The organism is Guyparkeria hydrothermalis, assembly GCF_023555375.1.
Classification (GTDB): domain Bacteria; phylum Pseudomonadota; class Gammaproteobacteria; order Halothiobacillales; family Halothiobacillaceae; genus Guyparkeria; species Guyparkeria hydrothermalis.
This window is the reverse complement of the sequence record NZ_JAJSEE010000001.1, coordinates 402,482-418,651: the sequence shown is the minus strand read 5'-3', so window position 1 is coordinate 418,651 and position 16,170 is coordinate 402,482. Positions and strand designations below refer to the sequence as shown.

The window sequence follows — 16,170 nt, the reverse complement described above, 5'->3', positions numbered from 1 at the left end:
AATCTCGTCCCGGTCATAGCCGGTGAGTCGCGTTGAGATGTCTCTTCGTTTTCATCGACTCCTCCTGCGGTGAGTTTTGCGGGCAGGTCTGTTCCCACGCGGAGCGACCTGCCCATTTTTTTGTCTGCCTGAACCACGCGCGTCACGTCACGGCCTTCAGTCGAGTGCCCGTTGGCGGCAGGGCCGTCATCCTCGACCCGTGAATCCATTAGCCCACGAATCATTTAGCCGGCTTGATTGCTGGGCATGACCTGGCGCCCGGACTACACTCGGTCGCCGGATGACCTAAATCCACCAAGGGGAGATAACAATGAAAAACCTGATGAAACGCATCGCCGCCGCGGTGCTCTGCCTGCCGTTGGTCGGCGCGTTCGGCCTGGCTCAAGCGGCCGATCGCGTCGAGCTCGAGCATGACGACATGACCCTGATCGGGCACATGGAAATGGCGCCCGGCAGCTCGGTCGAGGAGGGCGTGGTGCTCATGGTGCACGGCACGCTCGCCCACGGCGAGATGGAGATCATGCGCAGCATGCAGGAATTGCTGCGGGACGCCGGCTACAACTCGCTGGCCATCAACCTGAGCCTCGGCCAGGACGCCCGTGAAGGCATGTACGACTGCGATTCCACCCATCGTCACAAGCACGAGGATGCCGTCGACGAGATCGCCGCCTGGGTCGAGTGGCTCAAGGGCGAGGGCGCCGAGCGGCTGGCCGTGATGGGTCACTCGCGTGGCGGCAACCAGGTGGCTCGCTACCTCGCCGACCAGGCCGACCCGATGGTCGAGAAGGCCGTGCTGCTCGCCCCGCAGACCTGGTCCGAGGGCTACTACGCCAAGGACTACCAGTCGAACTACGACACCGAGCTCGGCCCGCTGCTGGAGAAGGCCGAGGCCCTGGTCGACGAGGGCCGTGGCGACGAGATCATGGAAATGGATTTCATCTACTGCCCGGACACCCGTGCCGCCGCCTCGAGCGTGGTCAGCTACTACCGCGAGGACCCGCGGATGAACACGCCCACCGTGCTGGGTGAAACCTCGATCGAGACCCTGGTCGTGGTCGCCGGCGCCGATGACACGGTCACCGACCTCGAGGAGAAGATGGGAGAGCGGGTCGAGGACGATCACATCGAGATGACGGTCGTCTCCGGTGCGGATCACATGTTCCGTGACCTGTTCCTCTACGACGCGGCCGATGCCGCCACCGCGTTCATCGGTTGGCAGTAAGCCGAGGTTGAACCGGCCTGACCGGGCCGGGTGGAAACAAAAAAGGCGGGCCCGGACGGGTCCGCCTTTCTCGTTTATTCGTCCATGTGTCAGCGCTCGGCCAGTTCCATGATCGACTCGACGATGTCGCTCATGGTGACGATGCCGACCAGCGTGTCGCCCCGAAGCACGATCACCCGTCGGATCGACTGGGAGACCATCAGGCGCGCGGCGTACTTGATCTCCATGCCCTCGGGCACCGAAATGGCCGGCTTGCTCATCACGTCATAGACGTTGGCGAGATCGATGTCGCCTTCCTCGGCGACGATGGTCCGCAGGATCGAGGTGTAGGTCAGGATCCCGTAGGCGTCGTGCTCGTGGGCCTTCTCGACCACCAGGGATTTCACCTGCCGTTGGCGCATCTGGCGCAGGGCATCGCGCAGGGTGGCCAGCGGCGAGATGGTCGCCACCTCGCGGACCATGACGTCACCGACGAGTCGGGGGCGGGTTTCAGAGGTCATCTTTCAGGTTCTCCTGGAATCGTTCTACCTGCCGGTTCTCGATGCCGGCGATGTGCTCCAGCGGCAGGGTGAACACCACGCCGCGCGAGTGTTCGGTCAGCTCGAGTTCCCGGGTCAGCGCCTTCATCACCTTGAGCGACAGCGAGCGTTCGAGCACGAACAGCAGCACCGACTGGCTGCCCTCGTAGGTCAGGCCGAAGAAGGTCTTCTTCTCCTCGGCGCCGATACCGCGCGCATCGAGCAGGGTAACCCCGCCGGCACCGGCGGCTTTGGCCACCTCGATGGCCTTCTCCTCCATGTCCTCGGCGAGAATGGCGACCAGTACGGAAAATCTCATCGCGGTTCGTCCTCTTTAAGTCGATGTGTCGTTCGGTGGCCGGCGCGTGGGCCGGTTTGCCAGCCAGCGGTTGGCAAGATCGGCGAATATGGCGTAGCCGAGCACGGTCACGATCGGGAAGATCGAGGCAAAGGCGATCAGGCCAAAACCGTCCATCAGCGCGTCGCGCCCCTCGATCTGGGTGGCAAGGCCAATGCCCAGCGCGGTCACCAGCGGCACGGTCACCTCCGAGGTGGTCACCCCGCCGAGATCATAGGCCAGCGCCACGATGTAGCGCGGCGCGATGACCGTCAGCGCGATCACCAGCGCGTAACCGCCGATCACGTAATGGTGGATCGAATCCCCCGCCAGTATGCGGTGCACGCCGATGGTGATGCCGATTGCCACCCCCACGGCCACGAGCAGCCGGATCACGCTGGCACGGATCTGCCCCTGGGCGGCCTGTTCGGCCTGGTCGCCGATCGCGATCAATGCCGGCTCGGCCATGGTGGTGGCAAAGCCGATGGCGAAGGCGAACAGGTAGAGGAAAATCACGTTGTCGCGGGCGATCAGCTGGTCGGCCATGCGCTCGCCGATAGGGAACAACCCCAGCTTGAGGCCGACGACAAAGGCATACAGCCCCAGGATCACCAGCAGAAAGCCGACCACCACGCGCTTGAGATGCGGGATGCGCTGGCGCAGGATCACCAGCTGGAAGAACAGCACGGCGGCGATGATCGGCAGCACGTCGCGCAGCGTGACCAACAGCCCCATCAGGATGCCCATCGGATCGAGATTGGCCTGTTTGGCATCGGCTTGTGCGGCCATGTCCAGCGAGTCGGCACCCGGGTCGACCCCGACGATCTCGAAGACCCAGATGCCGTAGGCCTGCACGGTGATCATGGGCACCATCACGGCCAGTGCCACCAGGCCGAAGCCGTCGGAGAGCACGTTGCGGCCACTGATCGAGGCGGCCAGCCCCATGCCCAGCGCGGCGATCAACGGCACGGTGACGATGTTGGTGGTCACGCCGCCCGAGTCGTAGGCGAGCCCGACGATCTCGGGCGGGGCGAACCAGGTGACGGAAACCACCGCAATGTAGCCGCCGATCATGAACCAGTGGATCGGCCAGCCGAGCAGGGTACGCAGCACCCCCAGGGCGACCACCAGCCCCACGGAGGTGGCGATGATCAGTCGCAGGGTCAGGGCATCGATGTGTCCCTGGCTGATGGTCTGTGCCTGCTCGGCCACCGCGATCAGGGCCGGCTCGGCGATCACCGCCGCAAAACCGAAGGCAAAGCCGAAGCCCAGCAGCAGGGGCAGGGAACCGCGCCGGGCAAAGGCGTTCGACAGGCTCTTGCCGATCGGGAAGATGCCCATCTCCAGGCCCTGAAGGAACAGCGCCACGCCAACGACCACAACCCCTAAACCGATCAGGATGCCGGTCAGCCCCTCGGGCACGGACTGGAGCACGAACAGCTGGAACGCGGCGACCACCAGCACGATCGGCAGCAGGTTGCGGCCGGCGTGCAGCAGGGTGTGCCAGAACATCGTGAGCTCGCGCAAAACCGTGACTGCTCCTCGAGGTGGTGAGCACCGCCGTCGCGACGCCAAACGCTCGCCATGACGCTGATGACGACTGATGGTACCTTCCAATCATCGCCATTGCCGACACCCATCGCCGACTCAAGGAGCGACCCATGGCCGAGTCCTGCCCTATCCTGATTGCCAGTGACCTCTCCGGTGCCAGCGAGGTCGCGGTTACCCGTGCGATGCAGTTGGCCGCGCGTCGTGGCTGTCCCTTGACCGCACTGCACGTCATCCAGGAGGAACCGCTGTGGTGGGTGGTCAAGAGTCGGGACCTCGACCCGGACGACCTGCGTGCCGAACTGTTGCGCGAGGCCCTGGCCGGGTTGCAGTCGCAACTCAAGGACGCGGCGGGGCAGCTGGCCATCGAGCTGCCCGAGTCGGACGTCCAGGCGCGCCTGGGCAAGCCGGCCGCGGTGGCCAGCGAGATGGCGGCGTCCATGGAGGCGAGCCTGATCGTGGTGGGGGCGCACGGTCGACACGCGGTGCGCGACTGGTTCATCGGCACCACCGCGGAGAAGGTGGTGCGGGCCGGCAACGTGCCGGTGCTGGTTGCGCGGGTCGAGCCCACCCACAGCTACCAGAAGGTGGTGGTGGCGGTGGACTTCTCCGAATCCAGCCGGGCGGCCCTGGCTGCGGCATTGGCCTGGGCGCCGCGGGCGCAGTTCACCCTGGTGCATGCCTACGAGACCTGGTTCGAGACCTACCTCGATGCGGACACCTACGAGCGCCTGCGCGACGAACAGGAGCAGGCGTTGCACGACCGGCTGCGCGAATTTGCCCACGAGGTGGGTGTGAGCAGCGACCACGAGCCCGACTACCGCATCATCGCCGGCCACCCCGGTACCGCCGTGGTCGATGCCGCGGTGAATGCCCACGCCGACCTGACCGTCTGTGGCACGCAGGGCGAGACCGGCCTGCGGCACCTGCTGCTCGGCAGCGTCGCCCAGCACATCCTGCGCGAGTCCAAGGGCGACGTGCTGACCGTGCGGGCCGGCGGCACGACGGGCTGATCGGTGGCCCAATCGGTGCGCAATGGGTAGCCCAATCGGTAGTTAAGGCACTCGATACCCGCGGGATTTCCTTTACAACGGCCGGGTCGGGTGCTTGATTTGACCGATGCCCGCCCACCCGTCGACGAGGAATCCTCATGCTGATCTACAGCCACCCGGTCTGCTGGAAGCACGTAAACGAGAACGACGTCATGCTGCCGCACCCGGAGCGCCCCGAGCGCCTGGACGCCGTGATGGCGGCCATCGACCGCTTTCCGGCCGATCGGCACACGCGGGTCGAGGCCCCGTTGGGCGACAAGAGCGACTACGAGCTGGCCCATGACCCGCGCTACGTCGAGGCGATCTTCAGCCAGGCGCCAACAGGCGACGATTTCCAGGCGTTGCGGGTCGACGGCGATACCTCGCTCAACGAGTACACCATCGAGGCCAGTCGGCGGGTGGTGGGCGCGGCCAAGGCGGCGGTCGATGCCGTGTTGCCGGGGCCCGAGCGCCGGGCCTTTCTCGCCACCCGCCCGCCGGGCCATCATGCCGGGCCCTGCCAGCCGCGCGGGTTCTGCGTATTCAACAACGTCTCGATCGCCGCCTACTACGCCATCCGCCACCATGGCCTCGAGCGGGTGGCGATCGTCGATTTCGATGTCCACCACGGCGACGGCACCGAGGAGATCGTGGCCAACAGCGACGCGGTGCGCTTCTTCTCGATCTTCCAGCACCCGTACTACCCGTATGCGGGCATCCCGCCGATCGCCGACAACTGCTTCCCGATCGGCCTGCCCAACATGACCGACGGCAAGGCGTTCCGACAGGGCGTGCGCGACTCGGTCTGGTTCGAGACGCTGCGCGAGTTCCGCCCGCAGCTGCTGCTGTTCTCCGCGGGTTTCGACGCCCACAAGAACGATCCACTGGGCGGCTGGATCCTCGAGGACGAGGACTTTGCCTGGATCACCCGCGAGGTGATCGCCGCGGCCGGCGGGGACGACCTGCCGGTGGTGTCCCTGCTGGAGGGTGGCTACGATCTCGAGGGGCTGGAAGATTCGGTGCTCGCCCACCTCAAGGCCCTGGACGGGGATGCCGGCTGAGCCGGTCGCGCTCGAGCAACTCGAGGCGGAGATTCGCGCCTGCCGGCTGTGCGAGGCGGATCTGCCGCTGGGGCCGCGGCCGGTGTTCATCGCCCACCGTGAGGCCCGCCTGCTGATCGCCGCCCAGGCACCGGGACGACGGGTGCATGAGACCGGCCTGCCGTTCAACGACCCCAGCGGCGACCGGCTGCGCGACTGGCTCGGGATCGACCGCGAGACCTTCTACCACCACCCGGCGATCGCCATCGTGCCGATGGGCTTCTGCTTTCCCGGCACCGGCCGGGGCGGGGACCTGCCACCGCGACCCGAGTGCGCCCCGACCTGGCGTCGGCCGTTGCTGGCGGCCATGCCGGAGGTGGAAACCACGGTCGTGATCGGCCGCTACGCGCTGGCCTGGCACCTCGGGCTCAAGGGCGGTCAGCGACTGACCGACGTCGTCGCCGACTGGCGCCGGCTTGCCCCGACACATTTTCCCCTGCCGCATCCCAGTCCGCGCAACAATCGCTGGCTACGCAACAACCCCTGGTTCGAGGCCGAGGTGGTCCCGGCCCTGCGCGAGCGGGTCGCGCGGCTGCTCGAGCCCGGGTGAGATGTCCCGGCTGAGATGTGCTGGGCGAGATTCCCGGGTGAGCAAGTCCGGGTGATCAACCCTCCTCGCGGAACTTGAGACCTACCTGGGTGATCGTGGGTCCCTCCATCTCGCGCACGGTCAGGCTGACGCGATCGAGATCCACCGAATCGCCCACGACCGGCGGGTTGCGCAACAGCGACTTGATCGCCTCGTCGAGGGTCGCCTCCTGCAACGCCTCGGGCGGTTGGATGCCGTAGACCTGGGCGAGATCGGCGATCCGCGCCCCGCCACGCAGCGAGAAGGCACCGAAGAACGTCTGCTCGGCGAGCGCCGCCTTCTTGCGCCGTTCGCCGGTGAAGAAGCGGTTGAGGTCGTTGATCATGTCTTCGGGGATGATGGTCAGCACGATATCGCCGGCCTGGAAGCGAAAGCCGCGCTCTGCCTTGCGCAACGCGAGGTTGCGCACCACGCCGGCGACCGTGACCGATTCGCCGAACGGCAGCCGGTCGAGGCCGGCGCCGTCGGCGTCCGTGTGCTCGCCCACCACGAACTGCACCATCTCCAGGCGCGGTTCGATCGGCAGGTTCAGATCGGCGCGCTGGCGTGGCTCGGCCAGCGGCGGCACCTCGACCTTGAGCAGGCGGGCGGCCAGCGGCACGGTGCTGCCCTGGATCAACAGCGAGGTGATCACCACCACGTAGGCGATCTCGAAAAAGCGCTCGGCATCGGGGATGCCGTAGATCATCGGGAACAGCGCCAGCACGATGGGCACCGCGCCGCGCAATCCCACCCAGGCGATAAAGGTGGTCTCGCGCCAGTTGAAGTGAAACGGCCACAGCCCGATCCAGATCGCGATCGGCCGGGCCACCAGGAGCAGGGCGAAGGCCAGGATCAGCGCCGGCACGATCTGGTCGAGCACCGCCGTGGGCGTCACCAGCAGCCCCAGGATCAGGAACATGCCCGCCTGCGCCAGCCAGGCCAGTCCGTCCATGATGCGCAGCACGTGGAAGGTACCGCGGTTGCGCGCCGTGCCGATCACCAGCCCGGTGAGATAGACCCCGAGAAAGCCGCTGCCGCCCAGCTCGTTGATCAGCGCGAACGACAGCAAGCCCCCCGAGGCGATCAACAGCGCATATAGCCCCTCGGCCAGTTCGATCCGCCGCAGCACCTCGCGCAGGACAAAGCCGAAGGCGACACCCAGTACCGCGCCGATGCCGAACTGCTGGACCAGGAACACCAGGATCCATGGGTCGAACAGCGACTGGCCGGCCGAGATCACCTCGAGCAGGGTGATGGTGAGGAAGATCGCCATCGGGTCGTTGATGCCCGACTCGATCTCCAGGGTGGAGCCGACCCGTTCGTTCAGTCGGGTGCCGCTGCCCTTCAAGAGTGAGAACACCGCCGCGGCGTCGGTCGAGCCGATGATCGCCCCCATCAGCAGGCCGTAGTACCAGTCGAAACCCATCAGCCAGGTGGCCAGCGCGCCCATGGCCCCGGCGGTGATCATCACGCCGACGGTCGCCAGGGACAGGGCCGGCTTGAGGGCGACGCGGAAGGTGCGGATATGCGTGCGCAGGCCGCCATCGAGCAGGATGATCGCCAGCGCGAGGTTGCCGATCAGGAAGGCGGTTTCGAAGTCGTCGAACTGCACGCCGCCGATGCCGTCCTGGCCGGCGAGCATGCCGACGCCGAGAAAGATCAGCAGCAGCGGGAAGCCGAACCGCGACGAGGCCATGCCGGCGAGGATGCTGGTGAACAGCAGCAGGGCGCCGAGCAGGATAAACGAGTTGGTCGCGTCCATTGCTCTCGGGTCAGGCTCTCGGTTCGGGCGTGGGTGACAGTCACCCAACTATACGCGAGCCCGACCGTCCAGCGGATGCGGCCCGGCGACGCCGCGGAGACTAATTGCCCCGTCGGCGAGGCGAGGGCCGTGATCAGCTCGCGGTGGCGAGGAAGGTCGGTGGCGGGAGAAAGGCGCCCGCCCGGGTGGCCGCTGACTGCGGCACCGGGTTGATTGCGGGGGCGTGGGGGAAGCGGGCGTCGATCTCGCGACGCACCGCGGCCTGTTCGGGCAGCAGCGGCAGGTGGCCGCCGGCGAGCATCTCGACGGCATCCGACAGGCCCAGTCGTTCCAGGTGCTGGGCGGGGGCCTCGAGGAAGGTCTCCAGGTCGAGCCCGGTGGTCGACAGTCGGCAGGCGCGGAAGATGTTGGCCCAGAAATCGATCACGTCGTCGTGGTAGGTCTGCATGGCGGTGCTCCTTTCGTTGACTGCCTACAAACTAGGCATGTCCAGATAGTATGCACACAATTTGGACGTGTCAACAAACTCGCGTCATTTTTATTGACATACCGTCGGGTGGGCGGAGAATGGGAACCATGACTATCGCGACGCCCCTTATGACTGATCCGGCCCCCGATCCGGCCATCGACGACCTCAAGTGGGACCTGCGCCAGCGTCTCAAGCTGCTCGAATGCACCCTGCTGCTCAATGGCTGGCTACGCACCCAGGCGCTGACCGAGACCTTCGGCATCAGCCGCGCGCAGGCCTCCAAGGACTTCGCCGTCTACCAGGCGCTCGCCCCGGGCAACCTCGTCTACAACCGCTCCCAGAAGTATTACGAGCCGGGCGAACACTTCGCCGCGCGGCTGTTGTCGGGGCGGACCTCGGAGCTGCTGGACGTGCTGGGCGCCTTGCCGGGGGCGGATCGGCCGGTGGTCGCACTGGCGGCGGCCGGGCCGAACGTGGAATTGCTGCGCCCGCTCGAGCGCGAGCTGGATCTCGACATCCTGCGGGCGGTCTCGGCGGCGGCCAGCAACGGGCATCGCTTGCGGGTGGACTACCAGTCCATGCGGCGTCCCGAGCCGCGCCCGATCGAGCTCTCGCCGCACACGCTGGTGTTCAGCGGCTTTCGCTGGCACCTGAGGGCGTTCAGTCACGAGCACGAGGAATATCGCGACTTCGTACTGGCGCGGATGGCGAACGCCGAATCGCTGCCGGATCGACCGGGCGCACCGCGCGATGCGGATGGCGACTGGTTCGAGGAGGTGGTGTTGCGCGTGGGCGTGCACCCGGAGCTGCCCGCGGCCCAGCAGGCGGTGATCGCCGCGGATTACGGCATGGTCGACGGCGAGCGGCGGGTGAGCGTGCGTCGGGCGTTGCTGCCCTACCTGCTGCGCCTGATGCAGATCGAGCCCGAGCGCGAACACCCCGACCCATTGATCCAGCAGATTTGCCTGCTCAACCCCGAGGTGGCGCACCGCAAGGGCTGGGACTGACGCCGGGAGATCTCCGGTTCCCTAGCGCGGGCCGATCCGCTGGCAGCGGTTGCCGCCCAGGGTCTTGGCGTGTTGCAGCGCCTCGAGCGCGTGGCGGTAGGCCTCCTCGGAGGTCTGGCCGACCTCCAGTTCGGTCACGCCGCAGGACAGCGTGAGCGACAGGCTCTTGGCGCCATGGCGCAGTCGCGTGCGCATCACGCGCGCCCGGATCGCCTCGGCCAGTTCCATGGCCGCATCCCCGTCCTGTTCCTTCAAGAGGATGGCGAACTCGTCGATGCCGATGCGGGCGAAGTAGTCGCTGTAGTGGATCATCCGCGAGATCGTCTGCACCAGCACGATCAGGATCTTGTCGGCGGTCTGCTGACCGTCGCTCTTGACGATCGTCTTGAGGTGGTCGATGTCGACGAACAGCATCGAGATCGGCGGGCGGCCCGGACGCAGTCGCGCCAGCTCCATGCGCAGCTGCTGCTCGAAGGCAAAGGCGTTGGGCAGGGCGGTGAGCATGCAGCGATTGCGGTCCGCGCATTTCTCCTTGAGCTTGTTCTCGTGCATCTGCGCACGCTTGATCACCGTGGTCAGGTAGCCGCGCAGGCGCAGGTTCTGGCTCTCGAACTCGGCCAGTCGCCGGCCCTCGGTCTCGTGGAATTCGCGTACCTTGCCGTGCAGCTGCTCGATCTGGTCGCGCACCGTCTGCTTGATGGTCTCGATGTCCTCGGCCTGCTCGATCTCCTTCTTGAGCTTGCCGACGGTGCGCCCGAGCATGTTGTCGAAGCGCCGGAGCTTGCCGCGGCGCTCCTCGGCCTGCTTGCCCTGGTGGAAGGCGTCCTCCTCGATCTTCTGCACCGATGACTTGATCTCGTCGAGGAACAGGGTGAGCTCGGTCTTCTCCTGCTCGATCATCTGGCGCATCTCGTTGATCAGCGCCACGGTGCGATCGATCAGCAGGCTGGGGTGGGCATCGAACTGGTGGGCGGCGATCGCCTCGAGCAGCTGGCGCCGATGGCTCTCCAGCGGCCCGATAAAGGCGATGCCCTCGAGCATCTGCGGGATGAACTCGCGCACGAACAGCTTGCGCTGGTACTCGGCGCGCGAGTTGTCGGGCCGCTCCTGGGCGTCGTCGCTGGCTGGCTCGTGGCCGCTTTCCAGCTTGCGCAGCTGCTCGGAGAGCTGCTCGATGTCCACCTGCAGGCGGTCGAGCGGAAAGTCGGCATCGGCCTGGCGGCTGACGTGGCTGCGGATGCGATTGCACAGCGGCACGAGGCTCGGGTAGGCCTTCTCCACCGCGATCAGCGTGCGACTGACGGTCAGCTTGAACAGCTTGACCAGGCGCAGGTCGTGGTCCTCCAGGCGGGTGAATTCCCGGAGCATGCGCTCGTAGCTCTTGCGGTAGAAGTCGCCAGACTCCGCCATGTCATGTCCCCGGAAAATCGTGCCCGCTGGTCATCGATAGCTCGACGAACCGTTTTTCGCGCCAATTTACCCCAGTATGACACCCGGAATAAAGCAGGAAAGTCGATTGCCCCCATGGCCCGTCATGCTGCGGCTTCAAGCGGACCTGCGGGGCTTTTCGTCGGCGGCCGGCTGGCGCATGATGGACGGGTCACGTCGATCCCCGGACAAGGAGCCCGAAACATGTCCCCGATCCGCCGCCGCTGGATGATTCGGATGGCCGCCATCGCCCTGGTGGTGGGCTTTGTCGGCTGGTGGGCCTACCAGCAGCTGACGGTGGTCGAGGATCACCCCGGTCTTGCCAGCGGCAACGGGCGGATCGAGGCGGTCGAGATCGATATCGCGGCCAAGGTGCCGGGGCGCGTCGAATCGATCCGGGTCGAGGAGGGCGAGTTCGTCACCACCGGTCAGCCGGTCGCGACTCTGGACACCAGCACGCTCGAGGCCGAGCTCCATCAGGCGCAGGCGCACCTGCGCCAGGCGAGCAGCGACGTGGTGACCGCTCGCAGCCAGGTGATCCTGCGCGAGGCGGAACGGGCCGCGGCCGAATCCCTGCTGGCCCAGCGGCAGGCCGAGCTCGACATCGCGGAAAAGCGCCTGGCGCGCACCTCGCAGCTGGTCAAGAGCGGCTCGGTCTCCCGCCAGGAGGTGGACAACGACGAGGCCCGGGTGAAGGGCGCGGCGGCCGCGGTCAGTGCCGCGCGTGCCCAGATTGCCGCGGCCGATGCGGCGATCGCGACCGCGCGGGCACAGGTGGTCGGGGCCGAGGAGGCCGTCGCCGCCGCGCGGGCGACCATCGAGCGCATCGAGGCGGACATCGCCGACAGCACCCTGTATGCCCCGCGCGACGGACGCATCCAGTATCTCGTCGCCCAGCCGGGCGAGGTGGTCGGTGCCGGCGGCCGGGTGATGAACATGATCGACCTCAAGGACGTCTACATGACGTTCTTTCTGCCCACCGACGTGGTCGGCCGGATTGCCATCGGCGCCGAGGCCCGCCTGGTAATCGACGCCGCCCCGCAGTACGTCATTCCCGCCCGCATCTCGTTCATCAGCGACGTGGCGCAGTTCACCCCCAAGACGGTCGAGACCCGCGAGGAGCGCCAGAAGCTGATGTTCCGCGTGCGTGCCCGCCTGCCGGTCGACCTGCTCGAGCGCTACATCGTGCAGGTCAAGACCGGCCTGCCGGGGGTGGCCTGGGTGCGCTATGACGACGATCAGCCCTGGCCCGAGCACCTGGCGATACGGGTGCCCGACTGATGGTAAGCCCCGCACCGGTCGCCCGCCTGCGCGGGGTCGGGCTGCGCTACGGCGAGACGGTGGCGCTCGACGGGGTCGACCTCGACATCCCCGCCGGGCAGATGGTCGGCCTGATCGGACCGGACGGCGTGGGCAAGTCCAGCCTGCTCGCGCTGGTCGCCGGGGCCCGCGCGATCCAGTCCGGGACGATCGAGGTGCTCGGTGGCGACATCGGGCGGGCGCGCTTTCGTGGGCAGGTCAGCCCGCGCATTGCCTACATGCCGCAGGGGCTGGGTCGCAACCTCTACCCCACGTTATCGGTGTTCGAGAACGTCGATTTCTTCGGCGGCCTGTTCGGGCACGCCCGGGCCGAGCGCCGGCGACGGATCGACGAGTTGCTGCAGGCCACCGGCCTGGCCCCGTTCGCCGACCGGCCGGTGGGCAAGCTCTCCGGCGGCATGAAGCAGAAGCTGGGGCTGTGCTGTGCGCTGATCCACTCACCGGACCTGCTGATCCTCGACGAGCCGACCACCGGCGTCGACCCGCTCTCGCGTCGCCAGTTCTGGCGCCTGATCGAGCGCATCCGCGCCGAGCACGACGGCATGAGTGTGCTGGTGGCCACCGCCTACATGGAGGAGGCCGAGCGTTTCGATTGCCTGGTGGCGATGAATGCCGGTCGGGTGCTGGCGACGGGCGAGCCGGCGACGCTGCTCGAGCGCACCGGGCAGGAGACGCTCGAGTCGGCCTTCATCTCGCTGCTGCCGGCGGCCGAGCAACATGAGCATCGACCGGTCGACCACAGCGCGCACCCGGATGCCCGAACCGCCCCGGTGGCGATCGAGGCGAGGGGCCTGACCAAGCGCTTCGGCACCTTCACCGCGGTCGAGGACGTCAGCTTCTCCATTCCGCGCGGCGAGATCTTCGGTTTCGTCGGCTCGAACGGCTGCGGCAAGACCACCACCATGAAGATGCTCACCGGTCTCCTGCCGGCAAGCGAGGGCGAGGCGCGACTGCTCGGGCATCGCCTCGACCCGCACGATCTGGCCACCCGCCACCGGGTCGGCTACATGACCCAGGGCTTTTCGCTCTACGGCGAGCTGAGCGTCCGCCAGAACCTCGAACTGCATGCCCGGCTGTTTGGCCTCGATCGATCGGCCCTCGACGCGCGGGTCGCCGCGGTGGCGAGCCGTTTCGGCCTCGACCGCGTGATGGACGCGTTGCCGGACGAACTGCCCCTGGGCGAGCGCCAGCGATTGTCGCTGGCCGTGGCACTGGTACACGAGCCCGAGATCCTGATCCTCGACGAGCCGACCTCCGGCGTCGATCCGATCGCCCGCGATGCCTTCTGGCGCATCCTGATCGAGCTGGCCCGCGAGGAGCAGGTCACCATCTTCATCTCGACGCACTTCATGAACGAGGCCGAGCGCTGCGACCGGCTCTCGCTGATGCACGCCGGGCGGGTGCTGGTCACCGGCACGCCCGAGGAGGTGATCGCCTCGCGTGGCGCGGCCGACCTCGAGGCCGCGTTCATCGACTACCTCGAGGGCGCCGCCGAGAACGAGGAACCCACAGTGCCGCGTAACCGGGAAACCCGCGGCAGCGGCGAGCGCCCGGCGGAACTCGCGGGCAGGCGGTCGCCCCCCCGCCACGGCGTGTTCAGTGCGCGGCGCCTGGCCGCCTACGCCCACCGGGAAGGGCGAGAGCTCACGCGCGACCCGATCCGCCTGACACTGGCCGCGCTGGGCACCGTGCTGCTGATGCTGGTGCTGGGCTACGGCATGAACATGGACGTCGACGACCTGTCCTTCGCGGTACTCGATCGCGACAACACCACCGTCAGCCGGGATTACATCGCCGGCCTGTCCGGCTCGCGGTACTTCATCGAGCACCCGCCGGTGGCAAGCTACGCGGAACTCGACCGGCGCATGCGCTCGGGCGAACTGGGCATGGTGATCGAGATCCCGCCCGGCTTTGCGCGCGACATCGCCCGGGGCGCGCCGGTCGAGGTGGGCGCCTGGGTGGATGGCGCCATGCCCACCCGCGCGGAGACCCTGGCCGGCTACGCCCAGGGCATGCACCAGCACTGGCTGGCCATGCGGGCGCGCGAGTCGGTGGGCGAGGCGGCGTTGGCTGGTGCCGCGTCCATCGAGACACGCTTTCGCTACAACCCCGACGTGAAAAGCCTGCCGGCGATGGTGCCGGCGATGATCCCGCTGCTGCTGATGCTGATCCCCGCGATCCTCAGCGCCTTGTCCGTGGTGCGCGAGAAGGAGCTGGGGTCGATCGTGAACTTCTACGTCACCCCGGTCACGCGCCTGGAATTCCTCCTGGGCAAGCAGTTGCCCTACGTCGTGCTGGCGATGGGCAATTACCTGTTGCTGGTCGCCCTGGCGGTGGTCGTCTTCGGCGTGCCCATCACCGGCAGCTTCCTCGCCCTGAGCCTGGCCGCGGTGCTGTACGTGTTCGCCTCGACCGCGTTGGGGCTGTTGATCTCGACGTTCGTGAAAAGCCAGCTGGCGGCGATCTTCGGCACGTCGATCCTCACCATGATCCCCTCGACGCAGTACTCGGGGCTGATCGACCCGGTCACGGCGCTGGAAGGGATGGGCGCGGTGATCGGGCAGGTCTTCCCGGCCACGCATTTCGTGACCATCGCGCGCGGGACCTTCTCCAAGGCGCTGGGTTTCGAGGACCTGGCCGGGGCCTTCCTGCCCCTGCTGCTGGCCGGTCCGGTGCTGATCGCGATCGCCACCCTGCTGCTTAGGCGACAGGAGCGTTAGGGAGCCTCTATGCGGATGGGAAGCAACATCTGGTATCTGGGGCTGAAGGAGTTCCGCAGCCTGTGGCGGGACACCATCATGCTGGTGCTGATCGTGTTCGCCTTCTCGCTGGCGATCTACACGGCGGCCACCGCCATGCCCGAGACGCTCAACAAGGCCCCGATCGCGATCGTCGACGAGGACCGCTCGCCGCTGTCGCTGCGCATCGCCGATGCCTTCTACCCGCCGTCGTTCCTGCCGCCGCGCTTTATTTCCGCCGTCGAAATGGACGCGCGCATGGACGCCGGGCTCGACACCTTCGCCCTGCACATCCCGGCCGGCTTCCAGCGCGACGTGCTCGCCGGCCGGAGCCCGGCCATCCAGTTGAACGTCGATGCCACCCGCATGAGTCAGGCCTTCGTCGGTAGCGGTCACATCCAGGCGATCGTGCAGGGCGAGATCGATGCCTTTCTCGCCGGCTACCGCGAGGCGCCGTCCCCGCCGGTCGAGCTGGTCTGGCGGGCGCGGTTCAACCCCGAGCTGCAGGTCGCCCGGTTCGGTGCCGTGATGGAGCTGATCAACAACATCACCATGCTCGCGATCGTGCTCACCGGCGCGGCGCTGCTGCGCGAGCGCGAGCACGGCACGGTCGAGCACCTGCTGGTGATGCCGGTCACGCCGTTCGAGATCATGGCGAGCAAGATCTGGTCGATGTCGGTGGTCGTGCTGCTCGCCGCGAGCTTCTCGTTGACCGTGGTAGTCCAGGGGCTACTGGCCATCCCCATTCAGGGATCGGTGTGGCTGTTCCTGGTCGGCGCGTTGCTGCACCTGTTCGCCACCACCTCGCTGGGGATCTTTCTCGCCACCATCGCCCGATCGATGCCGCAGTTCGGGTTGCTGATCCTGCTGGTACTGCTGCCGCTGCAGATCCTCTCTGGCGGCATGACCCCGGCCGAAAGCCTGCCCGACTGGGTTCACCTGCTGATGCAGGCCGCCCCGACCCTGCACTTCGTCGCCATGGCGCAGGCGGTGCTCTACCGCGGCGCGGGCTTCGAGGTGGTCTGGCCGCAATTCCTCGCGCTGGCCGCGATCGGCGGGGTGCTGTTCACGCTGTCGCTGGCGCGTTTTCGGCGCATGCTCGCCGAAGTGGGCTAAGCG

At 67.3% G+C, this 16,170-nt stretch carries 14 protein-coding genes; 8 read left to right on the top strand and 6 right to left on the bottom strand.

Translation table 11 applies throughout. From position 1 onward, the window contains the following. Positions 1-310 precede the first annotated feature (310 nt). Positions 311-1,222, top strand: coding sequence for an alpha/beta hydrolase (locus tag LV475_RS01870; RefSeq protein WP_250105647.1), 912 nt, complete (start codon positions 311-313; stop codon positions 1,220-1,222). 89 nt (positions 1,223-1,311) lie between these two features. Here LV475_RS01870 and LV475_RS01865 read toward each other — a convergent pair whose 3' ends face one another. Genes LV475_RS01865 through LV475_RS01855 form a run of 3 tightly spaced genes read right to left on the bottom strand, consistent with a single transcriptional unit; the run spans position 1,312 to position 3,589 of the window. Then, positions 1,312-1,722, bottom strand: a complete 411-nt coding sequence (locus tag LV475_RS01865; RefSeq protein ID WP_136866307.1) for a CBS domain-containing protein — start codon at positions 1,720-1,722, stop codon at positions 1,312-1,314. After that, complete coding sequence (locus LV475_RS01860; protein WP_136866308.1) at positions 1,712-2,059, bottom strand: P-II family nitrogen regulator; 348 nt, start codon at positions 2,057-2,059, stop codon at positions 1,712-1,714. The genes LV475_RS01865 and LV475_RS01860 overlap by 11 nt, the downstream gene beginning before the upstream one ends. 15 nt (positions 2,060-2,074) lie before the next feature. Beyond that, on the bottom strand, positions 2,075-3,589 hold the full coding sequence (locus LV475_RS01855) for a DUF1538 domain-containing protein (protein WP_250105716.1): 1,515 nt from the start codon (positions 3,587-3,589) through the stop codon (positions 2,075-2,077). A 149-nt stretch (positions 3,590-3,738) separates the two neighbouring features. On the opposite strand from LV475_RS01855, the gene LV475_RS01850 reads away from it, so the two are divergent. From LV475_RS01850 to LV475_RS01840, 3 genes are all read left to right on the top strand, one after another. After that, complete coding sequence (locus LV475_RS01850; protein WP_250105646.1) at positions 3,739-4,638, top strand: universal stress protein; 900 nt, start codon at positions 3,739-3,741, stop codon at positions 4,636-4,638. Positions 4,639-4,775: 137 nt separating this feature from the next. Then, a complete protein-coding gene (locus tag LV475_RS01845) occupies positions 4,776-5,717 on the top strand; it encodes a histone deacetylase family protein (protein ID WP_250105645.1) in 942 nt (313 codons plus the stop codon). After that, complete coding sequence (locus LV475_RS01840) at positions 5,707-6,306, top strand: uracil-DNA glycosylase family protein (protein ID WP_250105644.1); 600 nt, start codon at positions 5,707-5,709, stop codon at positions 6,304-6,306. The genes LV475_RS01845 and LV475_RS01840 overlap by 11 nt, the downstream gene beginning before the upstream one ends. A gap of 55 nt (positions 6,307-6,361) precedes the next feature. On the opposite strand, the gene LV475_RS01835 is transcribed toward LV475_RS01840, so the two are convergent. Together LV475_RS01835 and LV475_RS01830 are read right to left on the bottom strand one after the other, a co-directional pair. Next, the gene (locus LV475_RS01835) at positions 6,362-8,089 is read right to left on the bottom strand and encodes a potassium/proton antiporter (protein ID WP_250105643.1); all 1,728 of its coding nucleotides are present in this window, start codon (positions 8,087-8,089) and stop codon (positions 6,362-6,364) included. A gap of 133 nt (positions 8,090-8,222) precedes the next feature. Continuing rightward, positions 8,223-8,537, bottom strand: coding sequence for a hypothetical protein (locus tag LV475_RS01830; protein ID WP_156574573.1), 315 nt, complete (start codon positions 8,535-8,537; stop codon positions 8,223-8,225). 149 nt (positions 8,538-8,686) lie between these two features. On the opposite strand from LV475_RS01830, the gene LV475_RS01825 reads away from it, so the two are divergent. Then, a complete protein-coding gene (locus tag LV475_RS01825; RefSeq protein ID WP_250105642.1) occupies positions 8,687-9,565 on the top strand; it encodes a helix-turn-helix transcriptional regulator in 879 nt (292 codons plus the stop codon). A gap of 21 nt (positions 9,566-9,586) precedes the next feature. On the opposite strand, the gene LV475_RS01820 is transcribed toward LV475_RS01825, so the two are convergent. After that, on the bottom strand, positions 9,587-10,975 hold the full coding sequence (locus tag LV475_RS01820; RefSeq protein WP_250105641.1) for a GGDEF domain-containing protein: 1,389 nt from the start codon (positions 10,973-10,975) through the stop codon (positions 9,587-9,589). A 222-nt stretch (positions 10,976-11,197) separates the two neighbouring features. On the opposite strand from LV475_RS01820, the gene LV475_RS01815 reads away from it, so the two are divergent. Genes LV475_RS01815 through LV475_RS01805 form a run of 3 tightly spaced genes read left to right on the top strand, consistent with a single transcriptional unit; the run spans position 11,198 to position 16,167 of the window. Further along, on the top strand, positions 11,198-12,274 hold the full coding sequence (locus LV475_RS01815; RefSeq protein ID WP_250105640.1) for an HlyD family secretion protein: 1,077 nt from the start codon (positions 11,198-11,200) through the stop codon (positions 12,272-12,274). Further along, positions 12,274-15,033, top strand: coding sequence for a ribosome-associated ATPase/putative transporter RbbA (gene rbbA, locus LV475_RS01810; protein ID WP_250105639.1), 2,760 nt, complete (start codon positions 12,274-12,276; stop codon positions 15,031-15,033). Before LV475_RS01815 ends, rbbA begins: the two co-directional genes overlap by 1 nt. A gap of 15 nt (positions 15,034-15,048) precedes the next feature. After that, entirely contained in the window at positions 15,049-16,167 is a 1,119-nt protein-coding gene (locus tag LV475_RS01805; protein ID WP_430886856.1) for an ABC transporter permease, read from the top strand. The last annotated feature ends 3 nt before the right edge of the window (positions 16,168-16,170 follow it).

What these genes read in the sequence shown, in the direction of transcription:
- LV475_RS01870 (WP_250105647.1), top strand. Translation starts at nt 311, where the DNA reads ATGAAAAACCTGATGAAACGCATCGCCGCCGCGGTGCTCTGCCTGCCG.
- LV475_RS01865 (WP_136866307.1), bottom strand. Translation starts at nt 1,722, where the DNA reads ATGACCTCTGAAACCCGCCCCCGACTCGTCGGTGACGTCATGGTCCGC.
- LV475_RS01860 (WP_136866308.1), bottom strand. Translation starts at nt 2,059, where the DNA reads ATGAGATTTTCCGTACTGGTCGCCATTCTCGCCGAGGACATGGAGGAG.
- LV475_RS01855 (WP_250105716.1), bottom strand. Translation starts at nt 3,589, where the DNA reads ATGTTCTGGCACACCCTGCTGCACGCCGGCCGCAACCTGCTGCCGATC.
- LV475_RS01850 (WP_250105646.1), top strand. Translation starts at nt 3,739, where the DNA reads ATGGCCGAGTCCTGCCCTATCCTGATTGCCAGTGACCTCTCCGGTGCC.
- LV475_RS01845 (WP_250105645.1), top strand. Translation starts at nt 4,776, where the DNA reads ATGCTGATCTACAGCCACCCGGTCTGCTGGAAGCACGTAAACGAGAAC.
- LV475_RS01840 (WP_250105644.1), top strand. Translation starts at nt 5,707, where the DNA reads ATGCCGGCTGAGCCGGTCGCGCTCGAGCAACTCGAGGCGGAGATTCGC.
- LV475_RS01835 (WP_250105643.1), bottom strand. Translation starts at nt 8,089, where the DNA reads ATGGACGCGACCAACTCGTTTATCCTGCTCGGCGCCCTGCTGCTGTTC.
- LV475_RS01830 (WP_156574573.1), bottom strand. Translation starts at nt 8,537, where the DNA reads ATGCAGACCTACCACGACGACGTGATCGATTTCTGGGCCAACATCTTC.
- LV475_RS01825 (WP_250105642.1), top strand. Translation starts at nt 8,687, where the DNA reads ATGACTGATCCGGCCCCCGATCCGGCCATCGACGACCTCAAGTGGGAC.
- LV475_RS01820 (WP_250105641.1), bottom strand. Translation starts at nt 10,975, where the DNA reads ATGGCGGAGTCTGGCGACTTCTACCGCAAGAGCTACGAGCGCATGCTC.
- LV475_RS01815 (WP_250105640.1), top strand. Translation starts at nt 11,198, where the DNA reads ATGTCCCCGATCCGCCGCCGCTGGATGATTCGGATGGCCGCCATCGCC.
- rbbA (WP_250105639.1), top strand. Translation starts at nt 12,274, where the DNA reads ATGGTAAGCCCCGCACCGGTCGCCCGCCTGCGCGGGGTCGGGCTGCGC.
- LV475_RS01805 (WP_430886856.1), top strand. Translation starts at nt 15,049, where the DNA reads ATGGGAAGCAACATCTGGTATCTGGGGCTGAAGGAGTTCCGCAGCCTG.